The organism is Paenibacillus sp. GCM10028914 (assembly GCF_042666275.1).
Classification (GTDB): Bacteria; Bacillota; Bacilli; order Paenibacillales; family Paenibacillaceae; genus Paenibacillus_AQ.
In genome coordinates this window covers 184,838-200,537 of the sequence record NZ_JBHTFO010000017.1, presented here as the reverse complement: position 1 = coordinate 200,537, position 15,700 = coordinate 184,838, and the positions used below count along the sequence as shown (strand labels likewise).

Here is a 15,700-nt window from a genome sequence, read left to right as displayed (position 1 = left end):
CATGCTGCGAGCTATTATCGTGGACGATGAAGAGTTATCCGTGAAGCGGTTAAAGAGGATATTATCCGAGAGTGGAGAGATAGATGTATGCCGTACATTTTTGAACCCGATGGATGCTTTTGAGTTTGTAAAAATGAATCCAATAGATATCGCATTTCTGGATATATCGATGCCGGGTATAAGTGGGATAGGGCTGTCTAACCATTTGAGTGAACATGATGATCGCATCGATGTGGTTTTTGTATCAGGATATGAAGATTATGCTATCCAAGCTTTTGAAATAAGTGCACTTGATTATCTTTTAAAACCAGTAACGACCGAGCGAGTTTCCATTACGTTGGACAAAATTAGAAGAAGACACAGAAAAGCATCAGTTCAACCTACATTAGAGGTTCAGTTGTTCGATGGATTGAAGATTTATAGACGAAGTCAGAAAAAAGAGCTATTAAAGATGAGAAGTCCGAAAACGGAAGAGTTGTTCGCCTTTCTGATCTATAAAGGAACGGTCAGCCGCGAAGAGATTATAGATACTTTGTGGAAAGACCTTGAGCCTGAAAAAGCATGGAAGAACTTAAACTCGACTTTATATTATGTTCGAAAAGCAATCAGTGAGAGTGATATAGGGAATGTTATATTAACAGGAAAAAATGAGATTCAGATCGTAGAAACTAGTATATCTTGCGACTTATATCAATTTGAGCAGTTAATGAAACAAATCAGACGGAGTCCCGAAAGAAGCATCGATATAATTGAACAAGTTGAGGCACTATATACTGGTCCGTTATTGAAAGGTAAAGCTTATGAGTGGATAAGTGAAAAGGCGCTCCGTCTTGAGCAGAATTATATTGAAATATTAGAGCTTGCTGCGAGATTCCATCTGAAGCACAATCAGGTGCACCAATCGCTAACCTATTTTGAAGAAATTTTGAAACTGGATGCCTTCAGAGAAGATATTACCCACGAAGTGATTCGCTTATATATAGAGCTTGGCAGAACTAACGAAGCACTACGGCAATTCAGGATGTTGGAAGAATTACTTAGAGAGGAGCTTGGTACAAAGCCCGACTCACTAACAGAAGCGTTAATCAAAAATTAAAATCGTAGACTAGGAGAGAGCCATTGGGATTGATGATCCAAGGCTCTTTTTTTGTTTATTTTCTGTTTATTGCATGTAGCTATAATAAACGAGAATATTGTCGAAAAAAGGAATTTAATATGAGATTAGAGAGGAAAGAACAGGATGAAGCAACAATTTGCGAAGATCGCCATTAGTACAACTTTGTCTATTGGGCTTGCCGTATCTGGAGTGGGTCCTATCCTGCATTCTGGAACGGTAATGGCAGCGACAAATATAGATTGGATCGACATCGACAACAGAACGACTACGATGCTGCCAATCAATGAAGATGATTATAGTAGTAAAGGTCAGACCGTAGTGGATCTTTTGTCTGGGAAAGTGAGGGATCCATTGACCACTGGTATTGCTATCGTAAGCGTGGAGAACACCAATGGAGCTTGGGAATATTACAATGAACAAGTTAAATTATGGTACAATATCCCGTCAACCTCAGAAGGGGCTTTTTTACTTTCGAGTGAGAATAGGTTACGTTTCGTTCCTGCACGTGATTGGAACGGTACCGCTTCAATTAGCTATAAGCTCTGGGATCAGTCTAAAGGTAATGAATCTTCTGCTTTCAGTGCGGAGGAAGGGTCAGCCCAAATTACAGTTTCCGCAGTGAACGATATGCCGTATCTTACGGAAGTTAGCGGCGGGCAGTATTACCTAGGCTTTGATGGTAACGGAGATTATGTTTCATTCCCTGATCTGGCTATATACAACAATTCGTTTACAGTCGAGGGATTTTTAAAAGTGGATGGATTTAACACTTGGATGCGTTTTTTCGAATCATCCAATGGTCCGAGTAACAACAATATATTTGTTGGATTTGATAGAGGGAAGATGAATTTTTCTGCTTACTCAGGCTCAAATGGACCTGCCCCTGGCAGCACAAATAATATCACAACGATTGATTCTTTCCCGCTTAATCGCTGGGTACACACTTCCTTTGTTTACGATCAAAGTGTGAAAAAGGGCTACATTTATTGGGATGGGGTCCTTAAGGCTGAAGGAAATGTTGACTTAAGTGTAATTGGAAACGTCTCTCATTATAATAACTGGCTCGGTAAAAGTTCTTGGGCCCAGGATGGCTATTTCTTAGGTGGAATGAAAGATGTGAGATTTTGGAGTAAAGCGAAGAGCCAGGCCGAAATTGTTAGGGAAATGAACAGCCAACTATCGGGCTCAGAGCCCGGACTCGTTGCGAACTATAAATTAAACGATCTTAATGGTGGTAATACTGCAGTCAGTGCACCTCCAGAAAAGAACGGTCAAATAACAGGTGCTGCCTGGGTGCAGAATGAGGGATTTATTGGACCGACTATAACGAACAAGAACCAGTCCGTCACACGCTCATTTAAGGTCAATGATCCGGACAACGGAGATATTCATCAAGTAACGGCTAGTTCGTCTAATCAAGCATTGGTATCCGATCAAGGACTAGTGGTTAGCGGGAATGCTGAGAATAGTACTTTAACAATCACACCGAATGCAAATGCTTATGGAACAGCTACCATCTATGTAACAGTAAACGATGGTTTGTTAAGTAAAACTTATCCATTGGATCTTGTTGTAAATGATACAGGGGATACCCTCATAACCGGGGTAACACTTGATCCCCATACGATGGAATTAACAGTTGGTGAGGAGCCAAAAACGCTGATTGCCACAGTCTCACCCGAGAATGCTACGAACAAAAATTTGACATGGAGCTCAAGTGATAGCGCCGTCGCAACAGTTGATCAAGATGGAAAGGTGACCCCTATTGGCCCAGGTAATGCGACGATTACGGTAACAACAATTGACGGGGGATTCACGGATATAGTAGCGGTGAACGTAGCTTCTGAACCGGAAGCGCCAACTAACGTAACGGCTATACCAGGAGATGGAGAAGCGACGATTGACTTTACAGCACCGAGCAACAATGGAGGAAGTCCGATTATCAACTACACGGTCACCGCACAACCAGGAGGAATGACAGTTACCGGAACAGAAAGTCCGATCAAAATGACGGGTTTAGACAACGGAACGGAATACACCTTTACGGTTATTGCAACGAATCGTGCTGGAGATTCAGTCTCCTCGGTTCCATCGGGAGCTGTTAAACCTGTGCCTCCTGCGCCAGGTGCTCCGGTATTGCTGACACCTGTTGCAGAGAATGGTCAAGTAACACTCCATTGGAATCCAGTAGATAGTGCAACAGGATACAAAGTGTTCCTAAGTGAAAATTCTGAATTCATTGATAGCGAATTCGTGACAGTTCCTGATTCGGTGTACAGTTACACCGTGACAGGTTTGACCAACGGCGCAACATACTACTTTGTTGTGAAGGCAACTAACCAAGGTGAAGATAGTGCTGCTTCTCTGCCGGTAAGTGCAACTCCGAAGACAATTCCAGGAGTACCAACAAACGTTAAGGCTGTCGCTGGAAATGGGCAGGCGACAATTACCTTTACATATCCAACAGAGGATGGTGGAAGCTCTATTACGGGTTACGAGGTTACAGCTTCTCCCGGTAACTTGACTGTGACTGGAGTTGAAAGCCCAATTATTATTACCGGACTAAACAATGGGACGGGCTATACCTTTACGGTAAAAGCGATCAACAGTGTTGGTAAGAGTGAATCTTCATTCGAAACAGACATGGTGATTCCTAACTTGCCATCTAGTGACGGAGAAGATAATATCCCAGAACAACCGACTCTTCCTCCGGTCCCTTCAACGCCATCACCGACGCCGACGCCATCACCAACACCGACGCCATCACCAACACCGATTCCGTCTAAGGATACTGACATCCTTCTTAATGGCAAAGTAGAGGATATTGGGAAGGTCACTGTAAGTGAACGGAATGGTCAAACGGTAACAACGGTGTCTGTCGACGGAAAAAAACTGAATGACAAGCTTCCTACAGGAAATGAGCAGGCAGTGATGTCTATTGTTGCTAATGCGAAATCAGATGTGATCATAGGGGAACTAAATGGTCAGGTCGTGAAGGATCTGGAAGATAAGCACATTGTTTTGGAGATGAGAACGGGTTCTGCAACATATACCTTACCATCTGAACAAATCAATATTGATTCCATGGCGAAAGAAATCGGAAAATCGGTAGCTTTACAAGACATCAAGGTACAAATTGAAATTGCAACGTCTACCGCAGATATGGTGAAAATCGTAGAGAGTGCAGCGACTAAGGGAGAGTTCACTCTAGTTTCATCACCTATAGATTTTTCTGTTAAGGGAATCTACGGAGAACACACAATAGAATTAACGAAATTTAATGAATATGTGAAACGTACCATTGCCATTCCAGAAGGAATAGATCCAAGTAAGATTACGACAGGGGTTACCGTTCAGGAAGATGGAACGGTTCGCCATGTACCAACGAAGGTCACTCAGATTGATGGTAAGTATTATGCAACTATTAACAGCCTGACTAATGGTACTTATTCGATTGTATGGAATCCGCTTGAGTTTAGAGATGTAGAGAACCATTGGTCAAAAGATGCAGTCAATAATATGGGATCGCGAATGGTTATAGAAGGTGTTGGAGGAGATTTCTTCAATCCTGATCAGAATATTACACGAGCAGAGTTTTCGGCCATTATTGTTCGTGGATTGGGTCTTGAATCAGATAATAGAGCAACTGTGTTCTCGGATATAGAAATATCGGATTGGTATAACAATGCAATTAAGACAGCATCGGAATATCAACTGATTCAAGGATTTGGAGACGGCACGTTCCGTCCGAATGACAAAATCACGCGAGAACAAGCAATGGTTATTATCGCCAAAGCGATGGAACTCACAGAACTGAAAGACACGCTTACGCTACAATCGACGGATGTATCACTTCGTTCATATACAGATGCGGCCAAAGCATCAGATTGGGCCCGCAGAAGTATTGCGGATAGTGTTCAAGCTGGCATTATTTCAGGAAGGAGCAGCACAATGCTTGCACCGAAGTTATATATGACAAGAGCGGAAGTAGCAACTATTGTTGAACGCCTGCTTCAAAAGTCAGACTTAATTTAAAAGATTGACAGTCTAAAGAGGGTGATCCCGATAACGTTTCTGTTTATCGGGATTATCCTTTATTTCTTGGTGATCGTAAGCCGAATGGTGAGTTCGTTACATATTACGGAGAATAAGAAGAAGCCGTCCCCGTTTGTCGGGGAGGGCTTTTTTGTGAAGCACGATTCACTAAATTTCCTGGAGGAATTTTATGATTTGTTGAAGTACTTCTTCTTGGTTCGACCAATGAATATAATGCTGGGAATTCGGGAGAGACTCCTGGCGACTTTCGTTTGACCAGCTTAAGAGTTGATGTTGTACTTCACTCCATCTACCTCCGCTATGAGAAGAAAGAATCAGAAGGGGAACATCGTTTAAGTATCCTCCGTTGATTACAGTCTGTGCGTTCTGGTTCATCAGTTGAATATAACTCAGATTGCTGGAATCTCCGATATGATTGTAATACATCGACTGGTCGATATCTCTAATATTTCGGGGCAGTGATTCAAATCGTATATTTTCCCCAGTTATAGGTAGCAGTGCCCCGAGTTCTCCTAAAGCTCTTATGATGCCTGTTACTCTTAATCCAGCGCTAATCCGGTTGAAAGCGTATGACTTGACCACAGATTCATTGGCATAATACTCGGGACTTCCGCCATCTAATAGAATGATCCCTTTGACTTCATCAGGGTATTTTTGAGCATAACGAATTACTTCTAACGAGGCCAGAGAATGCCCTACCAAAACATATGGCGCAGATTCGTTTGCTTGTTCGAGCAGTTCATGAACCTCATCAACAATAGTATCAATGGTTCTAGGGATTTTGGTTTCTTCGCTCCATCCATATCCGGCCTTGTCAAAGCTCACAGATCTGGCGTATGATTTCAGTCCGACCTGAAGATTGTAGAAGTCCGTATAAGAGCTTGGAGTCCCCGATCCACTAAAAAAAACGACAGTGTCTGTCCCTTCCCCGGTGGTATATAAGTGCAAATCATGTGAGTTAACGGTATATAAACTTCCCTTTGGCAGAAAAGTTTCAGCTTCCCGTTTCATCATGATACTCTGCCAAACGCCGCCGGCGAAGAGCAAGACTAGAATTAAACCTATCAGTATTATCCGCTTTTTTATTCGTGATTTGTGAGTTGTTTTGCTCATTATTTAGTTTTTGGACAGCATTCTAGTAGTTGTATACTAACAATCTTCATTTAACGCCTCCGCAGCTAGCTGGTTAAGCACTGTATTGTCCATTGGGGGATTATGCAGACCGGCACGGATATCACGATAAAAGCGTTCGAGGGGCAAATCTTTTGATAGGCTTGATCCTCCTACGATTCGCATCGCTAGGTCAACGACCGTAATCGCGTTGTTGGTAACCGTGTATTTAGCTAGACCCAGCTGTGCACGCATACCTGGACGCTCTAAAGGATTCTTATCCCATCGCTCCGCAGCTTCGTAAAGGACAGATCTTGCGACTCTAAGTTCTGCTTCCATTTTGCCGATGGACTGCTGCACAGTTGGCAACGTAGCAATAGAAGCCTGAACGCTGCTTGGTTTATACGATTTCGCAAATTCCAGGGCATAATCCCGAGTAGCCAGTGCGATACCCATATAACAGGCTGGAATGTGAAGGAGCCATCCGCCGCCATCATCCACTCCTGTACCCGTGATTCGAGATTCCTCAGGGACAAAGGCCTCATTAAGAACTACATCATGACTTCCTGTTCCACGCATACCGAGTGTATTCCAAGTTTCATCGATGGTGGTTCGCTCACTTCGCTGAATAAGAAATTCGCTGACGGTGTCTTCTTCGGGAACATAGGCGGTGACGACGAATCGGTCAAGAATGGGGGATAGGGTGCTGAACGTTTTGCGACCCGTGATGAACCATCCACCTTCGGTTCGTTCAGCAGTTGTTTCTGGCTTGCCGCCTCGACTAGGGCTCCCAGTTCCGGCCTCGCTAGCGAATACATTCATCATGGTGCCTTTATTGACGATGTCTCGGCAAAAGTCAGCATACAATTTATCGGGCCATTTTCCGGACATCCTTAGATGGAGAGTTTGCCCAAGGTGCCACCCTACTGCTAAGGCAGTAGACCCATCACCATATGCAAGACGCTCCTGTACCTGCACCATTTCGTATAGAGAGATTTCATCCCCACCATATTTCCGTGGAACGGTTAGTTTTAAATAACCCATATCTCGAAGATCTTTAAAATTTTCAAAGGGGAAGCTTCCCTCTTGATCGTGAATAGCTGCTTTCTTTGCAAAACGTTCAGCCAATAGCTCAACCTGATCCAAACGCTCCTGTTCTACTTCATTACGGATATATTGATCAATATACCGGGCCATGATGGATCACTCCTCTGTAGGGTGGATTACTAGCATTATATTATCATAAAATCTAGTTTAATCCCTATAAAATCGGTTGAATTAAGAGGAATTATGTTCCTAGCGGATGACTCATGAGCATAAGCAATAGATATCTACTCCTTTACTATTTCTAGTATATAATGATTTAAAAACGAAACTTTTTAACAAATGACTATAAAATTATTAAGCTATTAAGAGGGGTGCTTAGAATGACGCTACAGCAGTTAAAATACGCCATAGAGGTAGCCACTCGGGGTTCCATGAATGAAGCTGCGAAGCGGTTGTTCATATCCCAGCCGAGTCTGTCAAATGCGATACGGGATTTGGAGGAAGAGTTCCAGATTACGATTTTTGAACGGACGAATAAAGGGATTTCGCTTTCAAAGGAAGGTGCTGAATTTCTGGGTTATGCTCGTCAGGTTGTGGAACAGGCCGAACTGCTGGAGAACCGGTACGTGAATGCCAAGCCTTCACCTCAGCACTTTTCGGTGTCTACTCAGCACTATGCATTTGCGGTCAATGCCTTTGTAAATCTGGTTCGAGAGTATGGTCAAGATGAATATGAACTTGCTCTTCGAGAAACCAAAACATATGAAATTATAAAAGACGTCAAAACATTACATAGCGAGATAGGAATCCTGTATTTGAATGAATTTAATGACAAAGTGATTAACAAGTTGCTAAAAGACGCCGGTTTACAATTTACTAGTTTGTTTACAGCTAAACCACATATCTTTATTAGCACTAATAATCCACTTGCAAAACAATCTGTCGTAAAAATTGAGCAGTTAAATGATTATCCGTATTTATCCTTTGATCAAGGGGAATTTAATTCGTTTCATTTCTCTGAGGAGATTCTCAGTACATTGTCTCATAAGAAAAGCATTATGGTGAATGACCGGGCGACACTCTTTAATCTGTTGATCGGCCTGAACGGATACACGATTTCCACCGGCGTGTTAAGTGCAGATCTAAACGGCAATGATATCATACCCGTTCCTCTTGAAAGTGATGAGAGTATTAATGTCGGTTGGATTAGTCATAAAAATATTACGCTCTCTAAACTTGCTATTGCGTATGTTGATGCACTTCATGAAGCTATACAAGATAAGGAATAAATATATGAAGAGGGAGCCGCTGTTTTACGTGGCTCCCTCTTAGTATGATCTTATTTAGTTACTACGTGTTTCTGAATCAAGGAAATCTGTCCTGCGTGAATACCTGTGTGATAGATCAGTCTGCCCACGGCTTCAAGAGGTGTTGATGGTCCCATCGGCGAATCGACAGGTTCATTCCATTTTTCATCTGGAAGTTCATTCATCGCATGAATCATATGCTCGTTGGATGCCTCAAGAATAGCAACGAGCTCTTCCAAATTAGTAAACTCTGTCTTGGCACCAGCAGCTCCACGAGCGGTATGGATGATAAGCCCCTCCGGCATTGGACGGTTGAAGAACCACTCAGCGAACATAAACTCGACCTCAGCATTATGACGAAGCATATACCCGATCGATGCATTGCCCATTTTTAGCGATAGATCTTGTTCAGGTAGGTTTTTAGCCGTCTTATGAAATCGTTCTTGAACAGAATTCCAGATCTGTAATACCGTATTTAATGTCATTTAGATACTCCTTTTCATATCATAGTTAAGCCGAAGGCGTGTGACCGTCCCTCGCTACATGGTCAAATTTATCCCCAGAGAGATCAATATCGAAAGCTTGCCCGAATCCAACCACATAACGTCCTTCACGAGCTGTTAGTTCAAAGAGTGAGAAATCCAATCCTTTGAGCATCTTAATCATGCCTTGACCAAAAGATTCACCAAATGACTGGAAAATGTCCTCATGACCTTCATTACCTATATTCACAGCAGTGCATACAAATCTGGCTCTCTGACGGGCAAATAAATTAGCACTTTGGGATTCATCCTCGATGAACATAATATCTACCGTAGGGTGATTCTCAATATATTTGAAATGATTGGCGATTTGACTGATATAGATATAGAGTTTACCGTTCTTCTTCACGAATGGGGCATAAGAGATGAACGGCTTCCCGTCTTCATCTTGTGTACTTATAAGGATGGTCTTGAGACTATCTGTAAAAGCAAGATATTGCAGCTTAATTTTTTCTTTATCCAATTGCTTCATGAGAAACACCTCTACTTTTCTTCAAAATATGTATACGTGGGGCGATACTACCAGCAACATACTCTACTTCCGACTCAACGCCGTATACTTCACGGATTAATTCCGGAGTGAGTACTTGCTGTGGAGGACCGTATTCACACAAGGTACCGTTTTGAATGACGGCGATTTTGTCACTATAGGCACCGGCATGATTGAGGTCGTGGAGTACCATCACAACCGTTAGATTTAACTCACGATTTAATCTGCTTACCAGCTCAAGAATTTCTAGCTGATGGGCGATATCTAAGTAAGTCGTAGGCTCGTCGAGCAAGAGCACTTTAGGTCGTTGGGCGAGTGCCATTGCGATCCAGGCACGTTGTGCTTCACCACCGGATAGGGAGACAATTAACCTATCTTTGTAAGTTATCATACCTGTCTGCTCTAATGCCCACTGAATGACCTCTTCATCACTTGAGTCGAAGCGTTCATACCACTTCTTGTGCGGGACCCGCCCGTATCCGACTAGCTCTTCAACGGTCATGTCCATTGGACATGTGTTAGATTGGCAGAGCATGCACATAATGCGAGAAACTTGTTTGTTGGTCAGCGTGGATAATTCTCGGTTGGCAATGCACACTCTTCCGCTCTCACAAGGAATACTGCGTGATAATCCCTTGAGTATGGTTGATTTTCCGGACCCATTTGGTCCGATAATCGATACAATTTCCCCTTCTTGAACCTCTAGTGAAAAATTATTAACAATCGTTCGATCGGCATAGCGGATGGTCAGCGACTGAACCTCAAGCATATCAAGTATCCCCCTTGCGCATCAGGTATAGAAAGTAAGGCCCCCCAACCATGGACATAACAATGCCGGCGGGTATTTCTGTAGGAGCGAATACCGTTCGTCCGGCTGTATCTGCAGCGAGCAGGATCAGTGCTCCAAGCAAGAGACTCATCGGCAGCGCCTGTTTATAGTCTGTTCCGACAAGCAGGCGAGCAATGTGGGGAACAATAAGTCCCACAAATCCCACAAGACCAACAGTAGACACAGAGATGGCTGCTAAATATACAGCAATAAAGGAAAGCGTAAACCTGATACGATTCAAATTTTGGCCCAGGTTGTGTGCCACCTGTTCCCCTAACCGTAAAATATTTGCTTGGCGGATACATAGCAAAGCAGCGATCCAGCCAGCTATGGAATAGGGCAATAGAACCTTAACCGAACTCATTCCTTTACCTGATAGACTGCCGTTTAGCCATTGCAGTGCAGAGGGGAGCTGGTCACTGTATAACAAAGACAACAGCCCGATGACCCCACCAAACACGGCATTTACGGCTACACCGGATAGAATGATGCGAATAGGTGTGAAACCAGTGCGCCGATTCCAGGCCCACATGTAAACAAGTACAGCAGCAATGAGTCCGCCGATAATCGCAGCTAACGGGATCAGCGAAGAATAGCTGGGTTGAACCAGCATAATGAATAGAACCGCCACCGCCGCTCCGCTGGATACTCCCGTAAGTCCGGGATCAGCAAGTGGGTTTAGCATAACAGCTTGAAGCAATGCCCCTGAAGCTGCTAAGTTAGCTCCGATTAAGAGAGCTAGGAATACTCTTGGGATTCGGATATCCCATAGAATAGTTTGATTGGAAGTGTCTCCGTGTCCGAGCAATGTATTTATGGTATCGCTTAGAGGTAAACGGACACTACCAAGTCCAATGGAAAGCAGAATTGCCGCTAGAAGAAGCAGTGCAGTAATTCCGAGAAGAGCAGCTTTTCTGAGATGTTTATCCGTCACCCTAGACTCCTCCATCAGTTATACAGAATTTTTAATAGATCTTCGTATGCTTCAGGTGCTTTGGTAATCGAAGCAATGCCGAACAGGTTATAATCAAGTGCAATCAATTTGTCGTTTTTAAATGCATCAAGTTTTTCCCATGCACCGTTTTTCTTAGTATCTTCTTCGAATTTCTTAGCAACGGCATTGGGATCTCCGTGTGCAACCAATAAAATGATATCTGGATTAGCAGCAACGATATTTTCCATATTAAGCGGTATGTAGGTTTCTTTCAGTTTAAGTACGTCCGCCACCACATTGGATGCACCGAGTTTTTTAACCAAACTTCCGGTATATGTATCCTCATTCATAAACATGAGTGATTCAGCGGAACCGAACAAAATCATGACAGATGGAGCTTCCTTGCCTTTAGTAGCCTCAAGAACAGCATTTTCTTTCTCGCTGAACTGCTGGAGGAACGCTTCTGCTTTGTCTTCTTGTTTAAACAGCCGTCCAAGAGCAACCAAAGAAACCTTTAACTCCTCGAGAGAGTCCGCTGGTAAGTATGCGGAAGGTAGAGTAGCTGATTGAAATACTTTTTCCAGATTGTCCTTAATGGAAGATGGAGCGAGTACGAAGTCAGGTTCGAGTTTCGCGATCTGCTCCAGATCAGGCTGGTGAGAGGAACCGATCCGCGGTACTTGATCAAACGCTGCAGGCAACGTGCTATTTGTGGTAGGTACTCCGGCAGGTACAACGCCTAGCTCATTTAGAAGTTCTGAGATGGAAACGGAGACAGTAACGACCTTTTCAGGTGTCTTGCCTTCAAATTGTGCTAACAATTCTTGAACTTTTGTCTCATCAACCATGACAGAAGATTCGGTTTTAACTTCCGTCTCTTTGGAGGATACAGCAGGGGTAGGAGCTGCTGACTGTAACGTCTCACTATTGGAAGCCGGGGTTTGACTACAGGCTGAAATGATAACTGCGAACAGAGTAAGAACAAGAGCAGGTTTGAAAATGGATAATTTCATGTGTTAGATTCTCCCTTATAATTGATAATGATTATCACTGATAACAAGAACAAGTATACTGATAATAATTATCATTATCAATACATATTTTAAAAAAATTCATAAAAATTCGAAATAAAAGAGAAAAATCTAATTGAAAAGCCATTTTTAATGCTCAGGAGAATAGGTACATTGAATGTTTATGCGTTATTTGCATGTTATTTCATTATTCTTGATATAGTTTTTCGTTATAACCAGCTATAGTATTTCGGTCTTACTCTATAACCAGGAATGTATGCTATCTTTTTTGTAACGAATTTTTGCCAGATAAATAGTTAAAGGGGATAGGCATATGAGTAAAACAATAGAGAACCCAAAACAAAGAAAAATCACTCCTTTTAGACATGATACAGTGGGAAGTTTTTTGCGTCCTGAAGTCCTTAAAGAGGCTAGAGCGAAGTTTCAAAACCATGAAATTTCAGCTGAAGAATTACAGAAAGTAGAAGATCGGGAAATTATCAAGTTGGTAGCCAAGCAAAAGTCGGTGGGACTTAAAGCAGTAACAGATGGAGAATTTAGACGTTCATGGTGGCATCTTGATTTTATGTGGGGTCTTGATGGGGTGGAGAAGGCAGCCGTTGACCAAGGATATCTGTTCCAAGGGGAAGAGACTCGTGCAGAAACAGCCCGTTTGAATGGGAAAATTGGATTTACAAGCCACCCGTTTGTAGAGCATTTTAAATTTCTTGAAGAAATTACAGGTGAAGATGTAATTGCTCGCCAGACCATACCAGCTCCAGCGCAATTTCTTGCAGAACTGCAACGCCCGGAGAACTTGGCCAGTACCGAAACTTATTATAGTTCAACTGATGATTTAGTAGCTGATATCGCTAGCGCTTATCATGCGGCTATTCTAGCTTTTTACGAGGCTGGTTGCCGTAGCATCCAACTGGATGACTGTACTTGGGGAATGCTTTGTGATCAAAAATACTGGCAACTTCGACAGCAGGATGGTGCAGATGTTTCTGAAATTGCAAAATTGTACGCACGTGTGAATAAAGAAGCGATCACTGGACTTCCTGATGATCTGGTCGTGACTACACATGTATGCCGAGGCAATTACCACTCGACATGGGCATCTTCTGGTGGCTATGAACCGGTAGCCGAATATCTTTTCGGAATCGATCATATTGATGGTTACTATTTGGAGTTTGATACTGATCGTGCGGGGGATTTCACACCGCTGAAACATGTGAAAGATCAACAGGTAGTATTAGGTCTCGTTTCTTCCAAAATAGGTGAGCTTGAAGATAAGCAGGAGATTATAAACCGAATCAAAGAAGCCGCTCAGTATGTAGATCTTGATCATATTTGCCTTAGTCCTCAATGTGGATTCGCTTCTACAGAGGAAGGTAATATTTTGACTGAAGAACAGCAGTGGAAAAAGCTTGAGTTGATTAAAGAAATCGCAGATGAGATCTGGAAATAGATAAACAGAATAACCGATTAGAAAAACGAGCTCCCTTATAGGGAGCCCGTTTTTTTTTAATAATTATGGAATTCTAGTCTAAAAGATGAAACTATTAATATACTTATACTAGTAGCGGGATTCTATTGAATTACCTTCCAAACATCTGCTCCGGATGAACCAGGTGTTTGGCCTAATGTCCACCATTTAGCTTCATAATTAACACCGTTATGTGTAACTTTGTTACCGGCTACATAGACAGTCGACGCACTCCATGCCGGATAAGTTGATGTTGAGCCAGACGTTGTAACACTAACGGCATTGCTAGCTGATGATAGGTTCCCTGCGGCATCTGCAGCCTTTACAGTAAATGTATAGGCTGTATTTGCTGTTAAGCCTGTAACTGTATAATTCAGTGTTGAACCAGATACCGTTGTAACAAGCGAATTTCCATTGTAAATATTGTAGCCAGTTACACCAACATTATCAGAAGAAGCATTCCAAGATAAAGATGCTGTTGTTGAAGTTGTACCTGATGATGCAAGTGCGCTTGGAGCAGTAGGAGCTTGGGTATCTACCGGGGTGCTGCCACCGTCACCAGTGAAGTTAACATCAATGACGTTGTAGAATGCATTTGGAGTATCTGCAATTTCCCAAACAGCCAAAATTACATGATAGCCTGTTCTTTGAGGAACATTGCATGTATCTGTGTACTCTGCTGGCGGCTGAGTGCCACCGTGATTCACGGAGCAGAATGGTGTAAGGTCAAACGAATCGCGAGTGAGTGGTGCATTCGGATTCCAGTCCTGTTTTGTAATGTAGTATTTCCAACTTGTTGTGGCATGTCTAGCAGTTAGTTTCCATGTAAATGTATTTTGTCCAGAAGACATATTTACTTTGGCCCAACGAGTAGCAGATTGCTCATCAAGTTTTGGGAAAATACCACCTGCACTAGCAATTTTACCGTCGGCAGGACCTGCTGCAGGGAAACCTTTAGGTGCTTCCAAGCTTTGGGGCTCGTATACGATCGCTCCACAGTCCGTATTTTGTCCGTTTTTACATAGAATCGCTCGGCTTCCTGGACTGTCAACATAGCCGTGTGCCGAAGCTTTTTCAGCAGAGATAACCATGAGAATAGCTGCTATGACTATGAGTCCACACACAACATACAGTTTTGCAATTTTTGAATTAGATAGACGAATAGAATGCATAATTATTTTCCTCCTTTAGAATTAAATAGATTGGATTGATTTGAGGTCATGAATTATCATATTGTCTTATGTTTGAGACAATAATCGACTGTCACCCCCTGTTTTATAATGGACTAGCCGCCTTTCTTACTTGATAAATAATGAGTACCCCCTTTCAGTAGCTATATATATAAACTCTTAAAGAGTCTATACACACTGTAGTTGCAACTATGCTTATAAGCCATAAAGAAGAGTAACAGGATCATAGAGTAGAGATTAGAAATTACTTTAGAAGGAAGAAGGCCAGTGAAAAGAATAGGGTAATAGATAAGAACGTGGGTGCAATCGCTTACACGATGCGCAGATGGAAACTTGTCTTGATTATAAAGGCAAATATGAAGTTTGTGTGAATTATATTAACAATTAATGGCAATTTATAAAATTGCGTTAATTATTATAAAGCTCATTTTGACAATATTTGCATCAAAGCTCTTATTCATGCATACAGTAAAATGTAGACTTATCTTTAGAGGTGGAATATAATGATTTTTAATATATCTATGGCATAAGCGGGCGGAGATAACGGAGAACCCTTTTGCTGAGTATATACTGTTTTCA

The 15,700-nt window shown here is 42.4% G+C and carries 12 protein-coding genes; 4 read left to right on the top strand and 8 right to left on the bottom strand.

The window, feature by feature from the left end; genetic code table 11:
- Position 1: 1 nt before the first annotated feature.
- Entirely contained in the window at positions 2 to 1,096 is a 1,095-nt protein-coding gene (locus ACFQV5_RS18480; protein WP_379248844.1) for a response regulator, read from the top strand.
- Positions 1,097 to 1,240: 144 nt separating this feature from the next.
- A complete protein-coding gene (locus tag ACFQV5_RS18475; protein WP_379248843.1) occupies positions 1,241 to 5,152 on the top strand; it encodes an S-layer homology domain-containing protein in 3,912 nt (1,303 codons plus the stop codon).
- A gap of 168 nt (positions 5,153 to 5,320) precedes the next feature.
- Here the strand turns inward: ACFQV5_RS18475 and ACFQV5_RS18470 are convergent, their stop codons facing one another.
- Positions 5,321 to 6,187, bottom strand: a complete 867-nt coding sequence (locus tag ACFQV5_RS18470; RefSeq protein WP_379248842.1) for an alpha/beta fold hydrolase — start codon at positions 6,185 to 6,187, stop codon at positions 5,321 to 5,323.
- A 135-nt stretch (positions 6,188 to 6,322) separates the two neighbouring features.
- The gene (locus ACFQV5_RS18465) at positions 6,323 to 7,480 is read right to left on the bottom strand and encodes an acyl-CoA dehydrogenase family protein (RefSeq protein ID WP_379248841.1); all 1,158 of its coding nucleotides are present in this window, start codon (positions 7,478 to 7,480) and stop codon (positions 6,323 to 6,325) included.
- A gap of 230 nt (positions 7,481 to 7,710) precedes the next feature.
- Here ACFQV5_RS18465 and ACFQV5_RS18460 point away from each other — a divergent pair, with 230 nt between their 5' ends.
- Positions 7,711 to 8,619, top strand: coding sequence for a LysR family transcriptional regulator (locus ACFQV5_RS18460; protein WP_379248840.1), 909 nt, complete (start codon positions 7,711 to 7,713; stop codon positions 8,617 to 8,619).
- Positions 8,620 to 8,669: 50 nt separating this feature from the next.
- Here the strand turns inward: ACFQV5_RS18460 and ACFQV5_RS18455 are convergent, their stop codons facing one another.
- From ACFQV5_RS18455 to ACFQV5_RS18435, 5 genes are read right to left on the bottom strand one after another with little or no spacing between them, the layout of a single operon-like run.
- Positions 8,670 to 9,122: a DinB family protein gene (locus ACFQV5_RS18455; protein WP_379248839.1), complete on the bottom strand. Its 453-nt coding sequence runs from the start codon at positions 9,120 to 9,122 to the stop codon at positions 8,670 to 8,672.
- A gap of 25 nt (positions 9,123 to 9,147) precedes the next feature.
- Positions 9,148 to 9,651, bottom strand: a complete 504-nt coding sequence (locus ACFQV5_RS18450) for a HugZ family pyridoxamine 5'-phosphate oxidase (RefSeq protein WP_379248838.1) — start codon at positions 9,649 to 9,651, stop codon at positions 9,148 to 9,150.
- Positions 9,635 to 10,438 (bottom strand): ABC transporter ATP-binding protein, encoded by an 804-nt coding sequence (locus ACFQV5_RS18445; RefSeq protein WP_379248837.1) that lies wholly within the window; start codon positions 10,436 to 10,438, stop codon positions 9,635 to 9,637. Before ACFQV5_RS18445 ends, ACFQV5_RS18450 begins: the two co-directional genes overlap by 17 nt.
- A 1-nt stretch (position 10,439) precedes the next feature.
- Positions 10,440 to 11,432 (bottom strand): FecCD family ABC transporter permease, encoded by a 993-nt coding sequence (locus tag ACFQV5_RS18440; protein ID WP_379248836.1) that lies wholly within the window; start codon positions 11,430 to 11,432, stop codon positions 10,440 to 10,442.
- Positions 11,433 to 11,446: 14 nt separating this feature from the next.
- Complete coding sequence (locus ACFQV5_RS18435; RefSeq protein WP_379248835.1) at positions 11,447 to 12,445, bottom strand: helical backbone metal receptor; 999 nt, start codon at positions 12,443 to 12,445, stop codon at positions 11,447 to 11,449.
- 331 nt (positions 12,446 to 12,776) lie between these two features.
- Here ACFQV5_RS18435 and ACFQV5_RS18430 point away from each other — a divergent pair, with 331 nt between their 5' ends.
- Positions 12,777 to 13,913, top strand: coding sequence for a 5-methyltetrahydropteroyltriglutamate--homocysteine S-methyltransferase (locus tag ACFQV5_RS18430; RefSeq protein ID WP_379248834.1), 1,137 nt, complete (start codon positions 12,777 to 12,779; stop codon positions 13,911 to 13,913).
- A 122-nt stretch (positions 13,914 to 14,035) separates the two neighbouring features.
- Here the strand turns inward: ACFQV5_RS18430 and ACFQV5_RS18425 are convergent, their stop codons facing one another.
- Positions 14,036 to 15,103, bottom strand: coding sequence for a lytic polysaccharide monooxygenase (locus ACFQV5_RS18425; RefSeq protein WP_379248833.1), 1,068 nt, complete (start codon positions 15,101 to 15,103; stop codon positions 14,036 to 14,038).
- Positions 15,104 to 15,700 lie beyond the last annotated feature (597 nt).